We start from the raw sequence: 22,609 nt of genomic DNA on the forward strand, positions 1-22,609 counted from the left end.
GTCGCGGCGGCGCTTCTCCTCCTGTGCCTGCCCCGCGGCCCTGTCGGTTTCGACCTGCGGATGGACGCCGCCGGCAGTCAGGCCGTGCTCCGGCTCGGCATCATATCGTTACGGGTGGCGTTCGATTCCGGACGCTCCTGTCCGAAATCGAACACTTGCCACGCCGCCGATGCCGGATCGCCTGAGGAGGCGCGGCTGGCACGGCAATTGCGGGGATAGGGGACATGACAGTGCTACGGATGCAGAAGGACAGGGGGGCAGGGGCCGTCTCGGGCAGCGGGATGGACCAGGTCGTCGAGAAGCGCAGCCTGTCGCTGCGCGTGAAGATCGCGCTCGGTGCGGTCGCCGCCTTGCTCGCTGCGTTCGGCTTCTGGTGGTTCGCCCCCTCGGGCGCCAGCCAGACGGTCGGCATGGACCGGCTGACCATCTCCACCGTCACCAAGGGCACGTTCGACGATTTCATGCCGCTGCGTGCCCGGGTCACCCCCTTGCTCACCGTCTATATCGACGCGGTCGAGGGTGGCCGGGTCGAGAAGATGCTGGTCGAGGACGGCGCCACCGTCGCCGCCGGCCAGCCGATCGCCCTGCTCTCCAACGCCGAGCTCCAGCTCTCGACGCTCGCGCGCCAGACCGAGGTCGAGCAGCAGATCAACAACATGCGCAGCCAGGAGCTGGCGCTCGCCCAGACCCGCCTCTCCAACGAGCGCGCCGTGCTCGCCGCCGAGACCGTCTATGACAAGGCACGACGCCAATATGAGCGCGAGAAGCCGCTCGCCGGGCGCGGCTTCGTCTCGGGCAAGCAGTTCGCCGACACCGAGGCCGATTACGAGCTGAGCCAGCGCAACCTCGCCGCCCTCAGGCGCAGCCAGAGCACCGACGCGCGCCTTCAGGGCAGCCAGCTCTCGCAGCAGCAGGCGGCGGCCAAGTCGATGCAGTCGGGCCTCGCCATCGCCCGCGCCAATCTCGATGCGCTCCAGCTCCGCGCCCCGGTCGCCGGCCAGCTCTCGGGCTTCTCGGTCCAGGTCGGCCAGTCGCTCGGCCGCGGCGAGCGCGTCGGCCAGATCGACAGCCCGGGCCGCAACAAGCTGATCGCCGGCGTCGACGAATTCTATCTCGGCCGCGTCCAGCTCGGCCAGCAGGCGGCGCTCGACTGGGGCGGCAAGCGCTACGGCGCCAAGGTCACCAAGATCTACCCGCAGGTCCAGAACGGCCAGTTCCAGGTCGACCTGCAGTTCGCCGGCACCGAGCCGCCCCAGCTCCAGCGCGGCCAGACCATGCAGGCGCGCCTCACCCTCGGCGATCCGGCGCCCGCGCTGCTGATCCCGAACGGCGCCTTCTACAACGACACCGGCGGCGCCTGGGTATTCGTCGTCGCCCCCGGCGGCGGCAGCGCGGAGAAGCGCAACGTCCGCCTCGGCCGCCGCAACACCGATTTCGTCGAGGTGCTCGAAGGGCTCGAGCCCGGCGAGAAGGTGATCACCTCGCCCTATACCGGCCTCACCGACAAGACGCGCCTGGACCTGACCAAGTGACCGAAAAGAAAGGGAATCCGATGCTGCACATGCGCGAACTCTCCAAGGTCTACCGCACCGACACGGTGCAGACGACGGCGCTCGACGCGATCGACCTCGAAATCGCCCAGGGCGAGTTCGTCGCGATCATGGGCCCGTCGGGCTGCGGCAAGTCGACCCTGCTCAACATGATCGGCATGCTCGATAGCCCGTCCTCGGGATCGTACATGTTCAACGGCCAGGAAGTCGCCGGGCTCAGCGAGAGCAGGCTCGCCGATGTCCGCAAGGAGAATATCGGCTTCATCTTCCAGAGCTTCAACCTGGTCGACGAGCTGTCGGTCCGTGACAATGTCGAACTCGCGCTGCTCTACCACAATGTCCCCGCCGCCGAGCGCAAGCGCCGCGTCGACGAGGTGATGGACCGCACCGGCATCGCCCACCGCGCCCGCCACCGGCCGAGCCAGCTCTCGGGCGGCCAGCAGCAGCGCGTCGCCGTCGCCCGCGCGCTCGTCGCCAGCCCGAAGCTGATCCTGGCGGACGAGCCGACCGGCAATCTCGACACCCAGCATGGCGAGGAGGTGATGCACATGCTGCAGACCCTGAACGCCGAGGGCTCGACGATCGTGATGGTCACCCACTCGCCCGCGCACGCCGACTACGCCGGCCGCATCGTCTCGATGCTCGACGGCCGCGTCCTCCAGGAACGCCGCCGCGCGGCATGATGCAACGTCCTCTCCCCCTCGGGGGAGAGGGCAGGGGAGAGGGGGAGTGATCCCTAGCGCCCCTCTCCCCGATCCTCTTCCCGCCAGCCGGGAGAGGGAGAACGAGAAGGAAGAAGCCCATGTGGCGCAACTATCTCACGGTCGGCCTGCGCGCGCTCGCGAAGAACCGCACCTATGCCTTCATCAACCTGTTCGGCCTGGCGATCGGCCTCGCGGCCTGCTTGCTGATCCTGCTCTACGTCCAGTATGAGCGCAGCTACGACCGCTGGCTGCCGGACAGCGACCGCACCTATCAGCTCCAGGTCTATTATCAGAGCAAGACCAACGGCGATAAGTACGACAATCAGGGCGCGCCCTATGTGACCAAGGCGGCCCTGCTCAAGGACTTCCCGCAGATCGAGAGCGCCACCTATACCGGCGGCCCGCGCATCACCCTGCTCAAGGACGGCCAGGCCACCGAGGTCGAGGATGGCCGGCTGGTCGACAGCGCCTTTCTCGACACGATCGCGCTGCCGATGGTGCAGGGCGACAACAAGGCGCTCTCCGCCCCCGGCACGGTCGCGCTGAGCGAGGCCGAGGCGACCCGGCTGTTCGGCACCACCAGCGTGGTCGGGCGCACCCTGACGCTGCTCGTCGCGGGGAAGAAGGCCGATTACCGCATCACCGGCGTGTTCAAGGACCTGCCGAAGAACTCGCACATGACTGCGCGCATGCTCGCCCGCGCCGACTTCCCCAGCCTGTTCCCGGGGGACGACGGCTATCTCACCAGCTGGGGTTGGACCTCGGGCTATGTCTATGTGAAGCTGCGCCCCGGCGTCGACGTGAAGACGATCAATTCCCAGATGCCGGCCTGGGAAAAGCGCAACATCCCCGACGAGAATTTCAACGGCAACCGCTACAATGCGGGCGACGAGCGTACCTTCAAGCTGGTCGCCGCGCCCGATATCCATCTCGGCATCGCCAGCAACACGGGGATGACGCCGGGCAACGACGTGCAGACGATCACCACCTTCGCGGTGATCGCGCTGCTGATCCTCGCCATGGCCTGCATCAACTTCACCAACCTCGCCACCGCCCGCGCCAGCCAGCGTGCCCGCGAAGTGGCGCTGCGCAAGGTGCTCGGCGCCACCCGCCGCCAGCTGATGACTCAGTTCCTGGGGGAATCGGTGCTGCTCGCCACGATCGCGATGCTCCTCGCGCTTGCGGTGGTCGAGATCGTGCTGCCCTGGTTCGGCAACTTCCTCGATGCCGATCTGCAGCTCCGTTATTTCGGGCATGACGGGCTGTTCCTGCCGATGATCGCGCTGGTGCTGCTCGTCGGCGCGGCGGGCGGCCTCTATCCCGCCTTCTACCTGTCGCGCTTCCAGCCGGCCCGCGTGCTCAAGGCGAACAAGTCGGCGGCGGATGCCGAAGGCTCGGGGCATTTGCGCAGCGCGCTCGTCGTCATCCAGTTCGCGGTGTCGATCGGGCTGATCATCTGCACCGCGGTGGTCTGGTCGCAGAACATCTACGCCCGCACGGTCGATCCGGGATACAAGCGCGCCGGGCTGCTCCAGCTCCAGGGCATCGGCTCGAAGACGCTCGAGCCCCAGGCCGATGCGCTGACCCGCGAGATCGCCAAGGTGCCGGGCGTCGAATCCGCCGGCCGCACGATGATCGGCGTCATCACCGGCCAGACCTCGACCACCTCGGTGGTGGTGCCCGGCCGGGCCGATCCGGTGGACCTGGGCATCTACTCGGTCGATGCCGGCTTCTTCCCCACCATGGGCATCCGCACCATGGCCGGCCGGGTGTTCGACGAGCGCGCCGCCGACGACATGACCACCCCACGCCCCGAGGATCCGGCGGCGGAGCGGGCCATGGTCGCGCGCGGCGCCCATGTCGTGCTGAACGCAGCGGGCGTGAAGCGCCTCGGCTTCAAGACCGCGCAGGAGGCGATCGGCAAGACGATCCGCTACGGCGTGAAGGAGGAATATGGGGGGATGATGAACCTCACCATCATCGGCGTCGTCGCCGATGCGCGCTTCCGCACCGTCCGCACCGCGATCGAGCCGACGATGTTCCTGCTCGACAAGCACAACGTGAACTGGCTGGTCGCCCGCTTCCACGGCGATCCGCGCCCGGTGCGCGAGGGGATCGAGCGGGTCTGGCGCCGCCACGCGCCCGACGTGCCGTTCGACGCGATCCTCGCCGACGAGGTGATCGCCAAGGCCTATGAGCGGCTCGACGCGCGGGCGCAGATGTTCGGCATGTTCGCGGTGCTCGCGGTGGTGATCGGCTGCCTCGGCCTGTTCGGCCTCGCTGCCTTCACGGCGGAGCGGCGGACCAAGGAGATCGGCATCCGCAAGGTGCTGGGCGCCCGCACGATCGACATAGCCCGGCTGCTGGTCTGGCAGTTCACCCGCCCGGTGGTGCTCGCCAACATCATCGCCTGGCCGGTCGCCTGGTGGCTGATGCGCGAGTTCCTCAACGCCTATGACGCGCGCATCGCGCTCACCCCGGTGCCGTTCATCGCCGCGAGCCTGCTCGCGCTGGCGATCGCGGTCCTCACCATCGGCGCCCACGCCTTCCGCGTCGCGCGCACCAATCCGGTTCATGCCCTGCGCTACGAGTAGGCGCGTCAGCCCAGGGCATGAGACGGGCGGGGAGGCAACTCCCCGCCCGTTTTTCGTGTAAATTCCTCCCCCAGCTCGCTGGGGGAGGGGGACCGCCCGCGAAGCGGGTGGTGGAGGGGCCGCCGCGAAGACGGCGCCCCACTTTGCCCCTCCACCACCGGCCTGCGGCCGGCGGTCCCCCTCCCCGAGACGAGCTCGGGGAGGAATTTGAAGGGGTATTTACCCAAATCCCCACCGCGCTATCCTCCCCGCAATACCAAAATCGGGAGGGGACATGATTCGTATCGCAAAGATCGTTCTGCTCGCAGCAATAGCGATGACACCGGTGGCATATGCGGCGGTCGAAGTGATCGGCCAGATGACCCCCGCCGAGCCGATCACGCACGCCCGGATTTCCACGCTTCCCATCGGCCAGCAGCGCGCCTGGAACGTCTATCTCGACAAGTCGGTCAGGCTGATGGAGGCCGACAAGGCCGCGCTTGCCGCCGAGCGGGCCGACGGCACCCTGCCCACGCCCGCCGCGCCGCCCACCGGCCCTTCGGGCGGCAGCGGCATGCCCGACAACAAGCCCGCGGCCTGGTATGCCGGCGCCGAGGCGCGCCATGTCGCCGACAATATCGTCAGCTTCCAGACCCCCGCCGGCGGCTGGGGCAAGAATGTGGACCGTACCGGTCCCGTACGCGCGCGCGGCGAGCATTATGTCCCGGTCGAGAAGCTCCCCGCTTATGCCAAGACGGACATGGCGGACGAGAATTGGAGCTATGTCGGCACGATCGACAACAACGCCACCACCGCCGAGCTGCGCTTCCTCGCCCGTGCCCAGGCCGCGGCGCCGGGTGCCGAGGGCAATGCGTATCGCGAGAGCTTCCTCAAGGGCATCCGCTACCTTCTGAATGCGCAGTTTCCGAACGGCGGCTGGCCGCAGATCTACCCGCTCCAGGGCGGCTATCACGATGCGCTCACCTTCAACGACGATGCGCTCTCCTCGGTCGTCACCGTCCTCGCCGAGGTCGCCCGCCGCCAGGGCGACTATGGCTTCGTGCCCGAAGCGCTCGCTGCGGAGGCGAAAATTGCCTGCAACCGCGCGATCCAGCTGATCCTCAAGACCCAGGTCGTCGTCGACGGCAAGCGCACCATCTGGGGCCAGCAGCACGACGCGCTCACGCTAGCCCCGGCGGGCGCCCGCAACTTCGAACCGGCCGCTCTGTCCTCGGATGAGAGCGCCGACCTGCTGATCTTCCTGATGAAGCAGGCGGGCCATTCGCCCTCGGTCGATGCGGCGGTGGCGGACGGCGTGGCCTGGCTCAGGGCACATGCCGTGCACGGCGTCGCCTTCGAGAAGGGGCCGGACGGCCGCAAGCTGGTCGACAAGCCCGGCGCCGGCCCGATCTGGTCGCGCTATTACGACATCAAGACGGGCAAGCCCATCTTCGGCGACCGCGACCGCTCGATCCGCACCGACGTCAACGAACTCAGCCTGGAGCGCCGCAACGGCTATAGCTGGTACAATGCCGGCCCCGCCAAGGCACTGGCGACGTATGATAAGTGGGTGGCCGCCAAATAACCGTTATCCCGCGCCTCAAGCCGTCATCCCGGCGAAAGCCGGGATCTCAGGCGAAGGCGCGGGAAAGGAGCCGCACGAGATCCCGACTTTCGTCGGGATGACGGAGGTGGAGCTTTCCTACACCCAAATGTTCCTGTAATGTTCCAAAGATCGCCGCAAGGCCGCTCTTTGAACCGTCAAACCAGCGCACATGTGCCAACATCCGCGCGCAGAAGCGTCCGCGCGTGCGTCCGTCCGCTCTCCCACAGCGTATCGCGGAACGCCCCTCCAGGAGGGCGTTCCGCGTAAACCACGCCAACTTCCGCGTCCGAAGCGTCCGCGTCAGCCCGCTGCTTCCAGTGCCTCGCTGGCCTGGAGCCAGACCGCCTCGGCCGCCTCCAGCCGCGCCTCGACCTCGCCGCGCCGCTTCATCAGCTCGCCCATCGAGAGGTTCTTCAGCGCAGGCGAGGCAATCCCCGCCAGCGCGCCATCGACCTCGGCCAGCGCCCGCTGCGCCTTGGCGATCTCCCCCTCGGCGTCCTTCACCGCCTTGCGCAGCCCGGCCGAGGCCTCGCGCGCCTGGGCGGCGGCGCGGCGCTCCTCCTTCTTGTCGACCGGCGGGGCAGGGGCGGCGACTGCAGCGGCCGAAGGCGTCGGCTCCTTCCCCGAGACGACGAAGGCGGCATATTCCTCGATCGTCCCGTCGAACTCGCGGGCGGTGCCGCCATCGACCAGGAACAGCCGGTCGGCGACCAGCTCGAGCATGTGCCGGTCGTGGCTGACCAGGACCACCGCGCCCTTGAACTCGGCCAGCGCCTGGACCAGCGCCTCACGGGTATCGACGTCGAGGTGGTTGGTCGGCTCGTCGAGGATTAGCAGGTGCGGCGCATTATGGGTCACCAGCGCCAGCGCCAGCCGCGCGCGCTCGCCGCCCGAAAGCTTGCCGACCGCGGTGATCGCCTTGTCGCCCGAAAAGCCGAAGCGGCCCAGCTGGCTGCGCACCTGCACCGGCGTCGCGCCCTTCATCACCCGGCCCATCGTCTCGACGGCGGTGGCGGTCGGATCGAGTTCCTCGACCTGATACTGGGTGAAATAGCCGACCGTCAGCTTGGTGGCGGTGGTCATTTCGCCTTCCATAACCGGCAGCTCGCCGGCGATCATCCGGGCGAGCGTGGTCTTGCCGTTGCCGTTGCGGCCGAGCAGCGCGATCCGGTCGTCGGGATCGAGGCGCAGGCCCAGGCGCGAGAGGATCGGCTTGCCGGCCTCATAGCCGACCGCCGCCTTGTCGAGCGTCAGCAGCGGCGGACGCAGGCCCTGCGGATTGGGGAAGTCGAAGCGCATGCTCGGATCCTCGGCCACCGCCGCGATCGGCTGCATCCGCTCCAGCGCCTTGACGCGGCTCTGCGCCTGCTTCGCCTTGCTCGCCTTGGCCCGCCAGCGATCGACGAACGCCCGCAGCTTCTCGCGCTCGGCCACCTGCTTCTCGCGCGCCGCCGCCTGCTGGGCGAGCCGCTCGGCCCGCTGCCGCTCGAACGCGTCGTAACCGCCCGGATAGAGCGTAGTCTGGCCGCGATCGAGGTGGAGGATATGGTCCGCCACATTGTTGAGCAGGTCGCGTTCGTGGCTGATCAGCAGGATCGTGCCGCGATAGGCGCGCAGGAACCCCTCGAGCCACATGACGGCTTCCAGGTCGAGGTGGTTCGAAGGCTCGTCGAGCAGCAGGATGTCGGGGTTGAGGAACAGCAGGCTCGCCAGCGCCACGCGCATCCGCCAGCCGCCCGAGAAGCTGTCCATCGGCCGCGCCTGCATCGCCTCGTCGAAGCCCAGGCCCTTCAGGATGCGGCCGGCGCGGGAAGGGGCCTCGTACGCGTCGATCTGGTCGAGCCGCTCATAGATCTCGCCCAGCCGGTCGGGATCGGTCTGCGTCTCCGCCTCGGTGAGCAAAGCGGCGCGCTCGACATCGGCCTCCAGCACCGTGTCGAAGGCGCTGGTCTGGCCGCCCGGCGCGTCCTGGCGGAGATAGCCGAAACGGGCGTTACGCGGGATGTCGATCGAGCCGGTGTCGGGCTCGATCATCCCGGCGATCGCCTTCATCAGGGTCGATTTGCCGGCGCCGTTGCGCCCGATGAAGCCGACGCGGGCGCGGGGCGGGATCGCCGCCGAGGCGCTCTCGATGATCGCACGGCCGCCAAGCCGGATGGTGATGTCGCGGAAGGAAAGCATGATGGGGCGCCTAGCAGCACTCAGGCGGGCACCCAAGTGCCCTGTGACCCCTGGCGGTCACTTTACCTAAAGTGTTGAAATAAGCGGGAATAAATTGGTCGGGGAAAGAGGATTCGAACCTCCGGCCCCTGCCTCCCGAAGACAGTGCTCTACCAGGCTGAGCTATTCCCCGACCGGCGCCTCCGGGGCGAACCCCGACTGCGAGGGGGCGCCTATAACCACGCTATTTGAGTCACGCAAGCCACTGAATCAGCTTTTCGTAGCCCCCAGCATCGCATCGACCGAAACGAACTTCTCGCGGGGCGCCCCGATGCGGGCCGCGGCGATCTCCGCGGCGTCGATCTTCTGCCATTCGCGGAAGGTGACGGGATCGACTCCCCGCTCTCCCAGCAGCGCGTCGAGCCCCGGCCGCCCGGGCTTGCCGGCGCCCTCGCCAATGTCCTCGGCGATCTTCTCGGCAATGGCGAATCCGTCGGGCCGGTTGGTGCCGATCGTCCCCGTCGGCCCGCGCCGCGCCCAGCCGACCGCATAGAGGCCGGGCAGCACCCGCCCGTCGAGATTGGCGAATCGGCCCGCCTTGTCGTCATAGGGCACGCCCTCGATCGGCGGCGTGCGATAGCCGATGCAGCTCACCACCAGGCTGGCCGGCACCGCATAGGTCTCGCCCGTGCCGTGTGCGCTGCCGTCGAAGCCCAGGGCGGTGCGCTCGACGATCACCCGCTCGACCTTGCCGTCACCCTCGATCGCCACGGGCATGGCGAAGAAGTCGAACACGATGCGGATCGGCTTGTCGGGCATTCCCTGGGCATAGCGGCGCAGATGGCCGATCGACTTGCGCTGGCCGGGATCGAGCACGGCATCGTCCTCCACCGGCGGGAAGTCATGCGGATCGACCACCGGAGTCGCATGGCCCAGCTCGCCCAGCTCGCCCAGTTCCTTGGGGGTCATCGCGATCTGGTGCGGCCCGCGGCGGCCGAGCAGGGTGATGCTGTGGACCTTGGAGCCATGCAGCGAATCGAGGGCATGGGCGACGACGTCGGATGCCTCGAGCTCGTCCTCGGCCTTGGCGAGCACCCGCGCCACGTCGAGCGCGACATTGCCGTTGCCGATCACCACCGCCGGCCCGTCGAGCGGCGGGTTGAGGTTCGCATAGTCGGGATGGCCATTGTACCAGCCGACGAACGCCGCCGAGCCGACCACGCCGGGCAGCTCGGCGCCTGGGATCTCCAGCTTGCGATCATGCGGCGCACCAGTGGCGAGGACGACCGCGTCGTACAGCTCGCGCAGCTCGTCGATCGACACGTCCTTGCCCAGCGTGACATTGCCGACGAAGCGGACATTGTCGGTCAGCGCCACCGCCTCGTAGCGGCGCGAGACACCCTTGATCGACTGGTGGTCGGGCGCGACGCCGGTGCGGATCAGCCCGAAGGGCACCGGCAGCCGGTCGATGATGTCGACCCGAACCTGATCGCCGAAAACCTTCTGGCACGCTTCGGCGGTATAATATCCCGCCGGACCCGAACCGATCACCGCGACATGACGCATGGGCCTCTCCTCCCGCGATCCTAGGCCATTACCGTAGCGGCAAGCGGGGGGAGGGCAAGCCTCTCGACGGGGGCTGCCGGTTGTTGCTAGGCCGTAACCGTGAGCCCGATAGAGATCGTCGCCGTCGCCCTCGGCATCGCCAATGTCACTCTCGTCGTGCTTCGCAGCATGTGGAATTATCCGTTCGGGATCGCGATGGTCGCGCTCTACGCGCTGATCTTCTACGACGCGCGGCTCTACAGCGACGCGCTGCTGCAGGTCTTTTTCTTCGTCGTGCAGCTCTATGGCTGGTGGGCGTGGAGCCGCGCCCGCGCCGATGCGGGCGAGATCCGGGTCGAGCTGCTGGGCAACCGGGCGCGCCTGGCCTGGCTGGCCGGGATCGTCCTGGCCACCGCCGGCTGGGGCTGGCTGATGCACCATTATACCGATGCTTCGCTGCCCTGGTGGGATGCGGCCGTCGCCATGCTCAGCGTCGCCGCGCAGATCCTGCAGTCGCGCCGCAAGCTGGAGAGCTGGTGGTTATGGATCGCAACCGATCTCGTCGCCATCCCGCTTTATGCGGTGAAGGGGCTCGGCCTTACCGCCGGGCTCTATCTGGTGTTCCTGGTACTGGCGAGCTGGGGGGCGATCGACTGGGCGCGGGTTCGCCGCCATGCGCTCGCCGCCGCATGACCCGCGGGTTCCTGCTCGGCAAGTTCATGCCGCCCCATAATGGCCATGTGCTGCTCTGTGAGACAGCGGCGGCCTTGGTCGACGAACTGACTATCCTGGTTTGCTGGCTGCCCGACGATCCGGTTCCCGGGCCCCTGCGCCTGCAGTGGATGCGCGAGCTGTTCCCCCGCGCCCGCGTGATCGGCCATGATGCGGTGGTGCCGCAGGCGCCCGAGGAACATCCCGATTTCTGGCCGATCTGGCGCGGCATCGTCCGGTCCGCGCATCCCGAGCCGATCGACTTGGTCTTCGCGTCGGAGGATTATGGGCAAAGGCTGGCGGCGGAGGTCGGCGCGCGCTTCCATCCGGTCGATCCGGGGCGCAAGGCGGTGCCGGTCTCGGCCAGCGCGATCCGCGCCGATCCCTGGGGGCAGTGGCACCATCTGCCCGCGCCGGTGAAGCCTCACTATGCCCAGACCATCTGCCTGCACGGGCCGGAGAGCACTGGCAAGTCGCAGCTCGCCGCCCACCTGGCCCGGCATTTCGGCACGCAGCACGTCCCCGAATTCGGGCGCACCTGGTGTGATTGGCGCGGCACCGATCTCGCCATGGACGACCTGCTCGCCATCGCCGCCACGCATGACGCGATGACTCGGGCGGCGCTGCGCCAGTGCAATCGCCGGCTGGTCCTCGATACCGATCCGCTGATGACCGCCGTCTGGGCGGAGATGCTGTTCGGCAGGCGCGATCCCTGGTTCGACGCATGGCAAGGTGCCGCCGATCTCTATCTGTTGCTCGATATCGATCTGCCCTGGATCCAGGACGGCACCCGCTTCTTCGGCGAGGAAGCGGATCGGCGGCGCTTCTTCGAGTTGTGCCGGGCCGAGCTCGATCGCCGCGGGGTGCGCTGGGTGTTGGTGAGCGGCATCGGTGAGGCGCGATCCGAGAATGCGCTGGCGGCGATCTCCGCCGAAATGGGTAGCGCTTTAAACGCTTTTGCCATTTCCGCGTGCTAGCGAGGACGTAATGAAGCTGCGCACCATCTGTCTCCACGGTCCCGAAAGCACGGGCAAGTCCACCCTCGCGCCGCGCATCGCCGAGTATCTCGGTGGCGAGGTAGTGGACGAATATGGCCGCGAATATGCCGAGGCGCGGGGCATCGACTTCACGATGCGCGACCTGCTGGAGATCGCCAAGACCCATGATGCCGGCACGCGGACGATGGTCGCCGCCGGGCTCAAGCCGCTGGTCCTCGACACCGATCCGCTGATGACGGCGGTCTGGGCCGACATGCTGTTCGGCGACCGCGATCCCTGGTTCGACGAGTGGCAGGGCTATGCCGATTTCTACCTGCTGTTCGACATCGACATGGCCTGGCGGGCGGACGGCACGCGGATGTTCGGCACGCCCGAGCTGCGGCAGCGGTTCTTCGACCTCAGCAAGGCCGAACTGAAGCGCCGCGGGGTGCGCTGGGCGTTGGTATCGGGGCAGGGCGAGGAGCGCTACACCAACGCCATCGCCGCAATCGAGGCCGTCCAGGCGGACTGACATCTGTGGCTTCGCGCGATTGCGTGGCGGGCATGCTGCATTGCAAAAATTTAATGTTCGTTGTCACAGTTCGTACACAATCGAGTCCTAACCGCCCCTCCGCAGGGGGCAGCAAAGCTCCCCGATAACAAGAATGTCCGGCGTGCCGACGGCGCGATTCCGCGGGGCGGAGTCGTGGCCGAAGTCGCGCGTTGGGCGCATTTCAGGGAACAACCTCATGAAGATCGGCATCACCAAGACTGCCCTTTTCCTGGGCGCCGCGTTCAGCGCGCTCGCGATCGGCGGCACCGCGCAGGCACAGGACAGCACCGCTCCCGCCGCCGATGACGGCGCGGAGACCGAGATCGTCGTCACCGCCGAGCGCCGCCCGGAAACGCTGCAGAACACCCCGGTCTCGGTTGCGGTGATCGGTGGCCAGGACGCACGTGACTTCACCGCCTCGGGCGACGACACGCTGCTCTCGCTCTCGGGCAAGGTGCCGAGCTTCTACGCCGAGACGACCACCGGCCGCATCTTCCCGCGCTTCTACATCCGCGGCTTGGGCAATATCGACTTCTACCTCGGCGCCTCGCAGCCCGTGTCGATCATCCAGGACGACGTGGTCCTCGAGCATGTCGTGCTCAAGTCGAACCCGGTCTATGATCTCGATCACGTCGAAGTGCTGCGCGGTCCGCAGGGCTCGCTGTTCGGCCGCAACACCACCGCCGGCATCGTCAAGTTCGACACCGTCCGCCCGACGCTCGACGGCCTCGATGCGCGCGGCACGCTGAGCTATGGCAGCTACAACAGCATCAGCCTCGACGCCGGCATCGGCGGCCCGCTGGCCGACAATGTCGCGATCCGCGTCTCGGGCCTGTTCCAGCACCGCGACGACTATGTCGACAACGCCTTCAACGGCACGAGCGCCGATGGCACCAAGACCCCGCGCAAGAACGCGATGGGCGGCTTCGACGAGCGCGACGCGCGCATCCAGCTGCTGGTCAAGCCGACCGAGGACTGGACCTCGCTCTTCTCGGCGCATGCACGCAACTATAACGGCACCTCGACCCTGTTCCTGCGCCAGGCGCTGAAGAAGGGCTCGAACGACGTCAGCAACGTCTCGCGCACCACGGTCCGCTATGACGAGGCGATGGACAATCCGCAGGACTATGACACCTACGGCATGTCGTGGAACAACAGCTTCGACTTCGGCCCGGTCACGCTGACCTCGATCACCGCGTACGAGACCTCGTCGGGCTATAGCCGCGGCGACACCGATGGCGGCGCTGCGGCCGACTATCCGGTCGGTGGCCTGCCCAACGGCTTCGGCCAGTCGATGGGCCGTCTGGCCGATCTCGACCAGTGGACCCAGGAAGTCCGCCTTGCCAGCAACGGCGACGGCCCGTTCAAGTGGCAGGTTGGCGGCATGTACTTCGACAGCCGCGACATCACCGAGTTCTACCAGCGCGCCTGGTTCCTGACGACCTCGGCCCGCAACCCGAACAACTGGGTGCGCCTGCACGACGTCAACACCAGCTGGGCGCTGTTTGGCCAGGCGAGCTACCAGCTCACCCCGAAGTTCCGCCTCACCGCCGGCGTGCGCGTGACCGAGGACACCAAGACCACCGACCTGCTCAAGACCGCCGACACGGTCGCCGGCGCCTCGACTTATACCGGCCGCCGTCACGTCCGCATGTCGGACACCCAGCCCAGCTGGGACGTGAGCGCGCTCTATGAGGCGACCGACGATCTGAGCCTCTACGCCCGTGTCGCCCGCGGCTTCCGCGGCCCGACCATCCAGGGCCGCTCGGCGGTGTTCAACTCGGACTTCACCACCGCGAACTCGGAGACGATCCTGTCGTACGAGGCCGGCCTCAAGTCGAGCCTGTTCGACAACAAGGTCCGCTTCAACCTGACCGGCTTCTACTACACGGTCGACGACATCCAGCTGAACGGCAATGATTCGAACGGCAACGGCGTCCTGTTCAACGCCGACAAGGCCGAGGCCTATGGCATCGAAGCCGAGCTGAATGTGCGTCCGGTGCGCAACCTTGCGCTCTCCTTCGGCGCCAGCTGGCTCCACAGCGAGATCAAGGACAAGCGTGTCTATGCCCAGGCCTGCGCGCTCAACGGCGTGCTCGTCTGCACGGTCAACGATCCGATCGTGACCCGCACCGTGTTCGGTGCCCCGGCCTATTTCGCCCAGATCGACGGCAACCCGCTGCCGAACGCGCCGGAATACAACCTGAGCGCCGTCGCGCGCTATGACATCCCGGTCAGCGACAGCGGCAAGGCGTTCATCTCGACCGACTGGAACATCCAGGGCTACACCAACTACGTCCTCTACAAGACCGACGAGTTCTACTCGAAGGGCAATTTCGAGGGCGGCCTGAAGATCGGGTACACCGGCGGCAACGGCACCTGGGAAATCGCGGCCTTCGCCCGCAACATCACGAACGAGAAGAACCTCAAGGGCGTGATCGAGAACTACATGGCCGCCGTGCTCAATGAGCCGCGCGTCATCGGCATCTCGCTGACGGGCCGCACCCGCTAAGCGATAAGCCTGTAGACAAGGTCGGGCCCGGTGGAGTTCAAGCTCCGCCGGGCCCGTTCCTTTTGGGCACGATGCGGGGACTTCCTGCGCTGCCCCGCGCCTGCTAACGCGCGCGGATCATGGCAACCGAACTTTCCAAGATCCGCAACTTTTCGATCATCGCGCATATCGACCATGGCAAGTCGACCCTGGCCGATCGGCTGATCCAGCGCACCGGGGGGCTCTCCGACCGCGAGATGTCCGCCCAGGTCCTCGACAACATGGACATCGAGAAGGAGCGCGGCATCACCATCAAGGCGCAGACCGTGCGCCTGGAGTGGAAGGGCCATATCCTCAACCTGATGGACACGCCGGGCCATGTCGACTTCGCCTATGAGGTGAGCCGCAGCCTCGCCGCCTGCGAAGGCGCGCTGCTGGTGGTGGACGCGGCGCAGGGCGTGGAAGCCCAGACGCTGGCGAACGTCTACCAGTCGATCGAGCACGACCACGAGATCATCCCGGTCATCAACAAGATCGATCTCCCCTCGGCCGAGCCCGAGAAGGTGAAGAACGAGATCGAGGAGATCATCGGCATCGACGCATCGAACGCGGTGCTCGCCAGCGCCAAGTCGGGCATCGGCATCGAGGAGATCCTCGACGCCGTCGTCGAGCGTATCCCAGCGCCCAAGGGCGATGCCGACGCGCCGCTCAAGGCGATGCTGGTCGACAGCTGGTACGACCCCTATCTCGGCGTCGTGATTCTGGTCCGCGTGATCGACGGCACGATCAAGAAGGGCCAGCAGATCAAGTTCATGGCGGCCGGGACGACCCATCTGGTCGACCGCGTCGGCGCGTTCACGCCCAAGATCGAGCAGCTGCCCGACCTGGGGCCGGGCGAGATCGGCTTCATCACCGCACAGATCAAGGAAGTCGCCCAGGCCCGCGTCGGCGATACGCTGACCGACGCCAAGCGGCCCGCCGCCGAGCCGCTGCCGGGCTTCAAGGAAGTCCAGTCGGTGGTGTTCTGCGGCCTGTTCCCGGTCGATGCCAACGACTTCGAGAAGCTGCGCGAAAGCATCTCGAAGCTGCGCCTCAACGACGCGAGCTTCTCGTTCGAGATGGAGACGTCCGCGGCGCTGGGCTTCGGCTTCCGCTGCGGCTTCCTGGGCCTGCTGCACCTGGAGATCATCCAGGAGCGGCTGATGCGCGAATATGATCTCGACCTGATCACCACCGCGCCGTCGGTGGTCTATCAGATCGAGCTGACGCATGGCGGCGGGCATATCGAGCTGCACAATCCGGCCGACATGCCGGATCCGAACAAGATCGAGAGCATCGCGGAACCCTGGATCCAGGCCGTGATCTATGTGCCGGACGAGTATCTCGGCTCGGTGCTGAAGCTGTGCCAGGACCGGCGTGGCATCCAGAAGAACCTGACCTATGTCGGCGGCCGTGCGCAGGCGACCTATGAGCTGCCGCTCAACGAAGTCGTGTTCGATTTCTACGACCGGCTGAAGTCGCTGTCGAAGGGCTATGCCAGCTTCGACTATGAGCAGATCGGCTATCGCGAGGGCGATCTGGTCAAGATGGGCATCCTGGTCAACGAAGAGCCGGTCGATGCGTTGAGCATGATCGTCCACCGGTCGACCGCCGAGGTGCGCGGCCGCGGCATGGTGGAGCGGCTCAAGGAACTCATCCCGAGGCATCTGTTCAAGATCCCGATCCAGGCGGCAATCGGCGGCAAGGTGATCGCTCGCGAGACGATCAGCGCGATGCGCAAGGACGTGACCGCCAAATGCTATGGCGGCGACGCGACGCGCAAGCGCAAGCTTCTGGAGAAGCAGAAGAAGGGCAAGGCGAAGATGCGCGAGTACGGCTCGGTGCAGATCCCGCAGGAAGCCTTTATCGCCGCGCTGCGGATGGGCGAGGAATAGAGGCCGGGAGCGGCTGGACCGCTCCCGACCCGATTACGCCGGACAGACTGGCGCGGATCGGGGCGTGCGAGGCACGCCCCGCGTGGCTTACAGGCCGTCGACGCTCTTGCTGACCAGGATGTTCACCGCGACGCGGCGGTTCTGCGCCTTGCCCTCCGGCGTGTCGTTGCTCGCCAGCGGATCGGCCTTGGCCATGCCGGTGGGGGTTAGCATGCGATACGGTTTCCACCCGCAGACCTGCTGCAGATAGTTGATAACCCGCGCCGCGCGCTTCTCGCTGAGCTCCTGGTTGAGATCGTCGCTGCCGGTCGAGTCGGTATAGCCGACCACCAGCATCAGCGCGTTCTCGGTCTGCTGGGCCTCGTTCGCCGCGGTGCAGAGCTGTGACTTGTCCTGCGCCGAGATATCGGCCCTGCCGATATCGAAGTGCACGTTGGTCGTGCTCTTGACGTTGTACTTGTCGATATCGGCCATGCGCCCGCGCAGTGCCTCGGTGGCCGCGGCCTGCTCCTCGAAGCGCTGCGACGTGCCGCTCTGGATCATCGTCGCGGTCCGCAGGTCATTCTTCCGCAGATTGATCTGGCTTGCATAGAGCTCGCCGCCCGCCTGGGCGCCCCGCGGCTGCAGCGTCTTGATGGTGACCGGCAGGCCGTTGAGCAGCGAATCCGCGGCAAGCTTCTGGCCGCCACCGAGGAAGCCGCCACCGCTCTTGATCCGCGTCGTATCGGTGAGGGCGATGATCGTGGTGCCGTCGGCGGTCGCGACCTTCATCCGGTCGCCGTGACGCGCGGTGATCACGCCCTTGATCTCGGGGCCTTCGGTAAGGTCCGCGGGCGCCGGACCGTTCACGACGATATTGGGATCGGGCGTGCTCTGCTGATCCTGCGCATAGGCGCCGCCCGACGCAGACACGGCCAGCATGGCAGCCAGGAAGCGAACCCCCGACCTTTTGGAAATGATACGCATTGAGGCAACCTCCTTCAAAACTGCCCCCGCCGGCTTGCCTTGCGTGTTCGGAGGAAGCTGTCCGCCAGATGAACGCCCCCGGCAAGGCCCGTGCCGGAGCGGGTGGTTCGGGCGAGACCTGCGACGAACCGAGGCGGAGGGTGCCCGCCGGACCCGCGATATTTTGTCATCGGGCGCCGCGAAAGGCGTCGCCGAATTGTCATCGATACGTCGCACTGCGTTTATAGAGCCCGGCTTCGTAACCAAGGGGAACCCGATGCTGCTTGCCACGATGATGCTGCTCCAGGCCGTACCCGCCGCTGCCGCCGTGCAGGAGGTGCCTACGGCCGAGGTGAAGGCGATCGGCGAGACGGCGGCCGTGGCAAGCCTGGAGGATGCGGCGGACGATCCCGCGATCTGGCGCAACCCGCGTGATCCCCGCCACAGCCTGATCGTCGCGACCGACAAGAAGGCCGGGCTCAACGTCTATGACCTGTCGGGCAAGCTGCGCTCGACGCTGCCGGCGGGCCGCGTGAACAATGTCGACCTGCGCGTATGGGGCGGGCAGGTGATCGTCGCGGCGAGCGACCGCAACGACAAGACGGCGGCCAAGCTGGCGCTCTATGCGCTGGACACCAAGGCGGCGACGCTGCGCGAGATCGGCCGCTTCGATGCCGGGGCGGGCGAGGCATACGGCCTGTGCATGTACGCCCCGCGCGGGGGCAGGCTCTATGCCTTCGTCGTGCACAAGGCGGGCACCATCGTGCAGATGGAAGTGCTGCGCGAAGGCGGGGCGATCAAGGCTGACCGGGTGCGGACGATGAAGCTCGCCACCCAGTCCGAGGGCTGCGTGGCGGACGACCGCACCGGCCAGCTGTTCGTGGGCGAGGAGGATGCCGGCGTGTGGCGCTTCGGCGCGAACGGCAAGGACCCGGTTGCCGGCGAGAAGGTAATCGTGGCCGACGGCAGGCATCTGGTGGCCGATGTCGAGGGCGTGGCGATCGCGGCGGAAGGCGCGCGGGGCGGCTATCTGGTCGTGTCGAGCCAGGGCGACAACGCCTACGCACTGTGGCGCCTGCGGGACATGGCCTATGCCGGGCGCTTCCGGATCGCTGCGGGCAAGTTCGGCGCGACCAGCGAGACCGACGGGATCGAGGTTTCGACCGCGGGCTTCGGGCCCGGGCTCGAGGGCGGGCTGATGCTGGCGCAGGATGGCGACAACGCGCCGGCCGCGCAGAACTTCAAGCTGGTCCGCTGGGCGGACGTGCGCAGGGCGCTACGGCTCAAGTGAGGGCCTTGTCTCACCGGCCGGCGGCTGTCAGGCAGTGGACATGACGACCAGACAAGGGATCGACCGGCGGGCGCTGCTCGCCGGCATGGGCGTGGCGGCGCTGGCCGGGCCGCGCGTGGCGCTGGCGAGCGCTAAGGCGCCGCTGGTGCTGGCGGCGGCGAGCCTGCAGGAATCGATGACCGCGGCGGCGGATGCCTGGGCGGCGAAGGGCCGCGCTCGGCCGGTCTGCTCGTTCGCGGCGTCTTCGGCGCTGGCGCGGCAGATCGCAGCAGGGGCGGCCGCGGACCTGTTCGTCTCGGCCGACGAGCCCTGGATGGACGATATCGAGAAGCGCGGGCTGATCGTGCCGGGCACGCGCGCGCCGTTCCTCGGCAACCGGCTGGTGATCGTAGCGCCGGCGGGCACGCCGCGCGCGCGGCCCTATGACGTTTTCCGCGGGCTGGGGCGGACGAAGCTGGCGCTGGCCGATCCGGATTCGGTGCCGGCGGGCCGCTATGCCAAGGCAGCGATCGAATATGGCGGGAGCTGGGAGGCGGTGGCGCCGCAGGTCGTGCGAGCGGAGAGCGTGCGCGCGGCCCTGGCGCTGGTCGAGCGCGGCGTGGTGCCGCTCGGCGTCGTCTATGCGACGGATGCCTTGGCATCGAAGCGGGTGCAGGTGATGGCGGTGTTCTCCGAAGAGAGCCATCCGCCGATCCGCTATCCGCTCGCCCGGCTCAAGGCTTCGACCAGCCCCGATGCCGAGCCGTTCCGCCGCTTCCTGCTGAGCGGCGAGGGCAAGGCGATCTTCCGGCGCTTCGGCTTCCGACCGCTTTAGAGCCCGCTTGGCGGCGCAGTTGACCCGGGCGGCCGCGCAGCCTCTAGTGCGACATCTTCGGCGCGAAGCCGACATTGCGGGGGGGGCATTGCATGAACAAGAACGGAGCGATCGGGTTCGCCATGGGCGTGTTTGGCGGGATCATCCTCGGCGCGCTGATCGACAATATGGCGATCGGGCTGCTGATCGGCTTCGCGGTCGGTTTCGGCCTGCTGAAGTTCCCGGTGAAGCGCGGCGGGGCCTGATCGGGTGAGATCATGACGGCCGAACTCTGGGGCATCGTCTGGTTGTCGCTCAAGGTGGGCGGGGTGGCGGTGCTCGGTTGCCTGCCGGTGGCCTTCACGCTTGCCTGGCTGCTGGCGCGCGGACGGTTTCCGGGCAAGCTGCTGCTCGACGGGCTGGTGCATCTGCCGCTGGTGGTGCCGCCGGTGGTGACCGGCTGGCTGCTGCTGCTCGCCTTCGCGCCCGTCGGGCCGATCGGGAGCTGGCTGCAGGACTGGTTCGGCGTGAGCGTGCTGTTCCGCTGGACCGGCGCGGCGATCGCCAGCGCGGTGATGGCGCTGCCGTTGATGGTGCGCGCGATGCGGCTGTCGATCGAGGCGGTGGACCGGCGGCTCGAACAGGCAGCGGCGACGCTGGGGGCGGGGCGCTGGCGGGTGTTCGCGAGCGTGACCCTGCCGCTCAGCCTGCCTGGGGTGCTTGCCGGCGCCGTGCTGGGCTTCGCGCGGGCGCTGGGCGAGTTCGGCGCGACGATCACCTTCGTGTCGAGCGTGCCGGGCGAGACGCAGACGCTGCCGCTCGCCATCTATGCCGCGCTGCAGATGCCGGACGGCGAGGCGCAGGTGCTGCGGCTGGCAGGTATCTCGGTGCTGCTCTCGCTGGCGGCGCTGCTCGCCTCCGAGTTGATCGCGCGGCGGGCGGGCAGGGGGCTGCATGTCCTTTGACGTCGATATCATCGGGCGCGTCGGCGACACCGAGATTCGCTGCCGCATCGAACCGATCGATGGCCTGACCGTGCTCTTTGGCCCGTCCGGATCGGGCAAGACGAGCGTGCTCAACATGATCGCCGGGTTGATCGACCCAAGCTACGGCCATATCCGCGTTGCCGGCGAGACGCTGTTCGATGAGGATTGGGATCCCTGGAATTATGGGAGCATGCCGGCACCGAAGCGCCGTGCGGGTTATGTCTTCCAGGAGCCGCGGCTGTTCCCGCATCTGCGGGTGCGGGCGAACCTGCTCTATGGCCGGCGCGAGGGTGCGGGGCTGGATGTGGACGAGACGATCGCATTGCTCGGCATCGCCCATCTGCTCGACCGCTGGCCGCGCACGCTCTCGGGCGGCGAGGCGCGGCGGGTGGCGATCGGGCGGGCCTTGCTCTCCGATCCGCGCTTCCTGCTGCTCGACGAACCGCTGTCCTCGCTCGATCGGGCGCGGCGCGAGGAGATCATGACGCTGATCGAGCGGCTGCGCGACGAAGTGAAGCTGCCGATCCTGATGGTCACGCACGACCGGGGCGAGGCCGAGCGGCTGGGGACGCGGATCGTGGAGATCTAAGGGGCGGTATCCCGGGCTTGCATGGAAGAGTGGACGCTGCGCAAGCGCTCCAGTTGCGGAGATCCAGCCCCCTTGGCATAAACGAGGGATGTTACGCTGGATCATGACCGCGGCGATCCTCTTCTGGGTGACGCTGCTCGGCCTTGCGCTGATATCGGTGTTCTCGGGCGGGCACCCCGGCCCGGAGAGCTTTTATCTGGTCGGTATTCCGATGGCGATGATTGCGGTGACGATCGTTACGCAGAGGACTGCGAAGAATCCTCGCCTTGCCTCCGGCGCCCTTGCAGGCGGCTCAATAACAGCGGGATTTGCCGTGATGATGTTGATCGGAATCCTGGGCGCAGGGGTGTGATCTGCGAACAAGGGCTGACCACCCGATAACCCCTCCTTTTCAAGGAGGGGAGTTGAATGAAGTCAGCCCTCCAGCTCCGGCCCGTAGACGCGGAAGGACACGCCCTCGCTGCGCTTGGCAGCGTAGAGCGCCAGGTCCGCGCGGCGGGTGAGTTCCTCGGGAGCGAGCTTCTCGGCGCGGGACAGGGCGATGCCGATGCCGGTGCCGACATGCAGCGTGCGGCCCTCGACGAAGACCGGCCGGGCGATGCTCTCCGCGAGGCGCCCGGCGACAAGCTTGGCGATCTCGGGATTGGCGAGGCCCGGAGTGATCACCGCGAACTCGTCGCCGCCCAGCCGCGCGGCGGTGTCGCCTTCGCGCACCGCGCCGGCGATGCGGTCGGCGACCACGCGCAGCAGCGCGTCGCCCATGCCATGGCCATGGGTGTCGTTGATCGCCTTGAAGCCGTTGAGGTCGAGCATCAGCACGGCATGAAGACCGCTCGGGCTGAGCTTGGCCAGCGCCTCGTCGAAGGCGCGGCGATTGGGCATGCCGGTGAGCGCGTCGTGATAGCCGAGGTCGCGGGCGCTGCGCTCTGCCGCGATGCGCCGGTCCCGCTCGCGCCCGCGTGCGCGCTGCTGGTTGAGGCCATAGCTGAACAGCAGCAGGATCAGCGCCGAGGCGAAGAGCAGGAACTCGTCCAGCTCGATGCGCAGCTTGCGGTCTGCGACCGACGAGGTCTCGTCGCGGATGATGTCGAAGGCGAAGATCGCGTAGAGCCCGGCCATCGCCAGCAGGACGACGAACCAGATGCTGCGATTGAACAGCAAGGTGCGAATTCCGGCCTCCATGACGACGATCCTGCGCGCG

19 protein-coding genes and 1 tRNA gene are annotated in these 22,609 nt (G+C 67.5%); 15 read left to right on the plus strand and 5 right to left on the minus strand.

Going from position 1 to position 22,609, the window contains the following annotated elements; translation table 11 throughout:
* The first annotated feature begins 224 nt into the window (after window positions 1–224).
* From J2W22_RS21200 to pelA, 4 genes are all read left to right on the plus strand, one after another.
* Complete coding sequence (locus J2W22_RS21200; protein ID WP_307120267.1) at window positions 225–1,532, plus strand: efflux RND transporter periplasmic adaptor subunit; 1,308 nt, start codon at window positions 225–227, stop codon at window positions 1,530–1,532.
* 20 nt (window positions 1,533–1,552) lie between these two features.
* Window positions 1,553–2,233 (plus strand): ABC transporter ATP-binding protein, encoded by a 681-nt coding sequence (locus J2W22_RS21205; protein ID WP_183998125.1) that lies wholly within the window; start codon window positions 1,553–1,555, stop codon window positions 2,231–2,233.
* A 119-nt stretch (window positions 2,234–2,352) separates the two neighbouring features.
* The gene (locus J2W22_RS21210) at window positions 2,353–4,848 is read left to right on the plus strand and encodes an ABC transporter permease (RefSeq protein WP_307120268.1); all 2,496 of its coding nucleotides are present in this window, start codon (window positions 2,353–2,355) and stop codon (window positions 4,846–4,848) included.
* Window positions 4,849–5,122: 274 nt separating this feature from the next.
* Window positions 5,123–6,412 carry a pectate lyase gene (pelA, locus tag J2W22_RS21215; protein ID WP_307120269.1) on the plus strand — a complete coding sequence of 430 codons (1,290 nt, stop codon included), beginning with the start codon at window positions 5,123–5,125 and terminating at the stop codon, window positions 6,410–6,412.
* 321 nt (window positions 6,413–6,733) lie between these two features.
* Here the strand turns inward: pelA and J2W22_RS21220 are convergent, their stop codons facing one another.
* The 3 genes from J2W22_RS21220 to J2W22_RS21230 form a co-directional block, all read right to left on the minus strand.
* A complete protein-coding gene (locus J2W22_RS21220; protein WP_307120270.1) occupies window positions 6,734–8,614 on the minus strand; it encodes an ABC-F family ATP-binding cassette domain-containing protein in 1,881 nt (626 codons plus the stop codon).
* Between the two features lie 95 nt (window positions 8,615–8,709).
* A tRNA-Pro gene (locus J2W22_RS21225) sits at window positions 8,710–8,786 on the minus strand.
* Between the two features lie 77 nt (window positions 8,787–8,863).
* Window positions 8,864–10,159 carry an FAD-dependent oxidoreductase gene (locus J2W22_RS21230; protein ID WP_307120271.1) on the minus strand — a complete coding sequence of 432 codons (1,296 nt, stop codon included), beginning with the start codon at window positions 10,157–10,159 and terminating at the stop codon, window positions 8,864–8,866.
* A 99-nt stretch (window positions 10,160–10,258) separates the two neighbouring features.
* On the opposite strand from J2W22_RS21230, the gene pnuC reads away from it, so the two are divergent.
* The 5 genes from pnuC (at window position 10,259) to lepA (ending at window position 16,804) form a co-directional block, all read left to right on the plus strand.
* Window positions 10,259–10,831: a nicotinamide riboside transporter PnuC gene (gene pnuC, locus J2W22_RS21235; RefSeq protein WP_307120272.1), complete on the plus strand. Its 573-nt coding sequence runs from the start codon at window positions 10,259–10,261 to the stop codon at window positions 10,829–10,831.
* Complete coding sequence (locus J2W22_RS21240; protein ID WP_307120273.1) at window positions 10,828–11,826, plus strand: AAA family ATPase; 999 nt, start codon at window positions 10,828–10,830, stop codon at window positions 11,824–11,826. Before pnuC ends, J2W22_RS21240 begins: the two co-directional genes overlap by 4 nt.
* Before the next feature lie 10 nt (window positions 11,827–11,836).
* The gene (locus tag J2W22_RS21245; protein WP_307120274.1) at window positions 11,837–12,358 is read left to right on the plus strand and encodes an ATP-binding protein; all 522 of its coding nucleotides are present in this window, start codon (window positions 11,837–11,839) and stop codon (window positions 12,356–12,358) included.
* Window positions 12,359–12,575: 217 nt separating this feature from the next.
* A complete protein-coding gene (locus J2W22_RS21250; protein WP_307120275.1) occupies window positions 12,576–14,891 on the plus strand; it encodes a TonB-dependent receptor in 2,316 nt (771 codons plus the stop codon).
* A gap of 119 nt (window positions 14,892–15,010) precedes the next feature.
* Window positions 15,011–16,804 (plus strand): translation elongation factor 4, encoded by a 1,794-nt coding sequence (gene lepA / locus J2W22_RS21255; RefSeq protein ID WP_307120276.1) that lies wholly within the window; start codon window positions 15,011–15,013, stop codon window positions 16,802–16,804.
* Between the two features lie 87 nt (window positions 16,805–16,891).
* Here the strand turns inward: lepA and J2W22_RS21260 are convergent, their stop codons facing one another.
* Window positions 16,892–17,770, minus strand: coding sequence for an OmpA family protein (locus tag J2W22_RS21260; RefSeq protein WP_307120277.1), 879 nt, complete (start codon window positions 17,768–17,770; stop codon window positions 16,892–16,894).
* A gap of 256 nt (window positions 17,771–18,026) precedes the next feature.
* On the opposite strand from J2W22_RS21260, the gene J2W22_RS21265 reads away from it, so the two are divergent.
* The 6 genes from J2W22_RS21265 (at window position 18,027) to J2W22_RS21290 (ending at window position 21,760) form a co-directional block, all read left to right on the plus strand.
* A complete protein-coding gene (locus J2W22_RS21265) occupies window positions 18,027–19,040 on the plus strand; it encodes a phytase (protein WP_307120278.1) in 1,014 nt (337 codons plus the stop codon).
* Window positions 19,041–19,125: 85 nt separating this feature from the next.
* The gene (gene modA / locus J2W22_RS21270; protein ID WP_307120696.1) at window positions 19,126–19,854 is read left to right on the plus strand and encodes a molybdate ABC transporter substrate-binding protein; all 729 of its coding nucleotides are present in this window, start codon (window positions 19,126–19,128) and stop codon (window positions 19,852–19,854) included.
* 92 nt (window positions 19,855–19,946) lie between these two features.
* Entirely contained in the window at window positions 19,947–20,099 is a 153-nt protein-coding gene (locus J2W22_RS21275) for a hypothetical protein (RefSeq protein WP_307120279.1), read from the plus strand.
* 9 nt (window positions 20,100–20,108) lie between these two features.
* A complete protein-coding gene (gene modB, locus J2W22_RS21280) occupies window positions 20,109–20,798 on the plus strand; it encodes a molybdate ABC transporter permease subunit (protein WP_307120697.1) in 690 nt (229 codons plus the stop codon).
* Complete coding sequence (locus J2W22_RS21285; protein ID WP_307120280.1) at window positions 20,788–21,408, plus strand: ATP-binding cassette domain-containing protein; 621 nt, start codon at window positions 20,788–20,790, stop codon at window positions 21,406–21,408. The genes modB and J2W22_RS21285 overlap by 11 nt, the downstream gene beginning before the upstream one ends.
* Before the next feature lie 103 nt (window positions 21,409–21,511).
* Window positions 21,512–21,760 (plus strand): hypothetical protein, encoded by a 249-nt coding sequence (locus J2W22_RS21290; protein ID WP_307120281.1) that lies wholly within the window; start codon window positions 21,512–21,514, stop codon window positions 21,758–21,760.
* A 62-nt stretch (window positions 21,761–21,822) separates the two neighbouring features.
* On the opposite strand, the gene J2W22_RS21295 is transcribed toward J2W22_RS21290, so the two are convergent.
* Window positions 21,823–22,590 (minus strand): GGDEF domain-containing protein, encoded by a 768-nt coding sequence (locus J2W22_RS21295; protein ID WP_307120282.1) that lies wholly within the window; start codon window positions 22,588–22,590, stop codon window positions 21,823–21,825.
* Window positions 22,591–22,609 lie beyond the last annotated feature (19 nt).

Origin of the sequence: Sphingomonas kyeonggiensis (assembly GCF_030812785.1) — a bacterium.
Lineage (GTDB): Bacteria > Pseudomonadota > Alphaproteobacteria > Sphingomonadales > Sphingomonadaceae > Sphingomonas > Sphingomonas kyeonggiensis_B.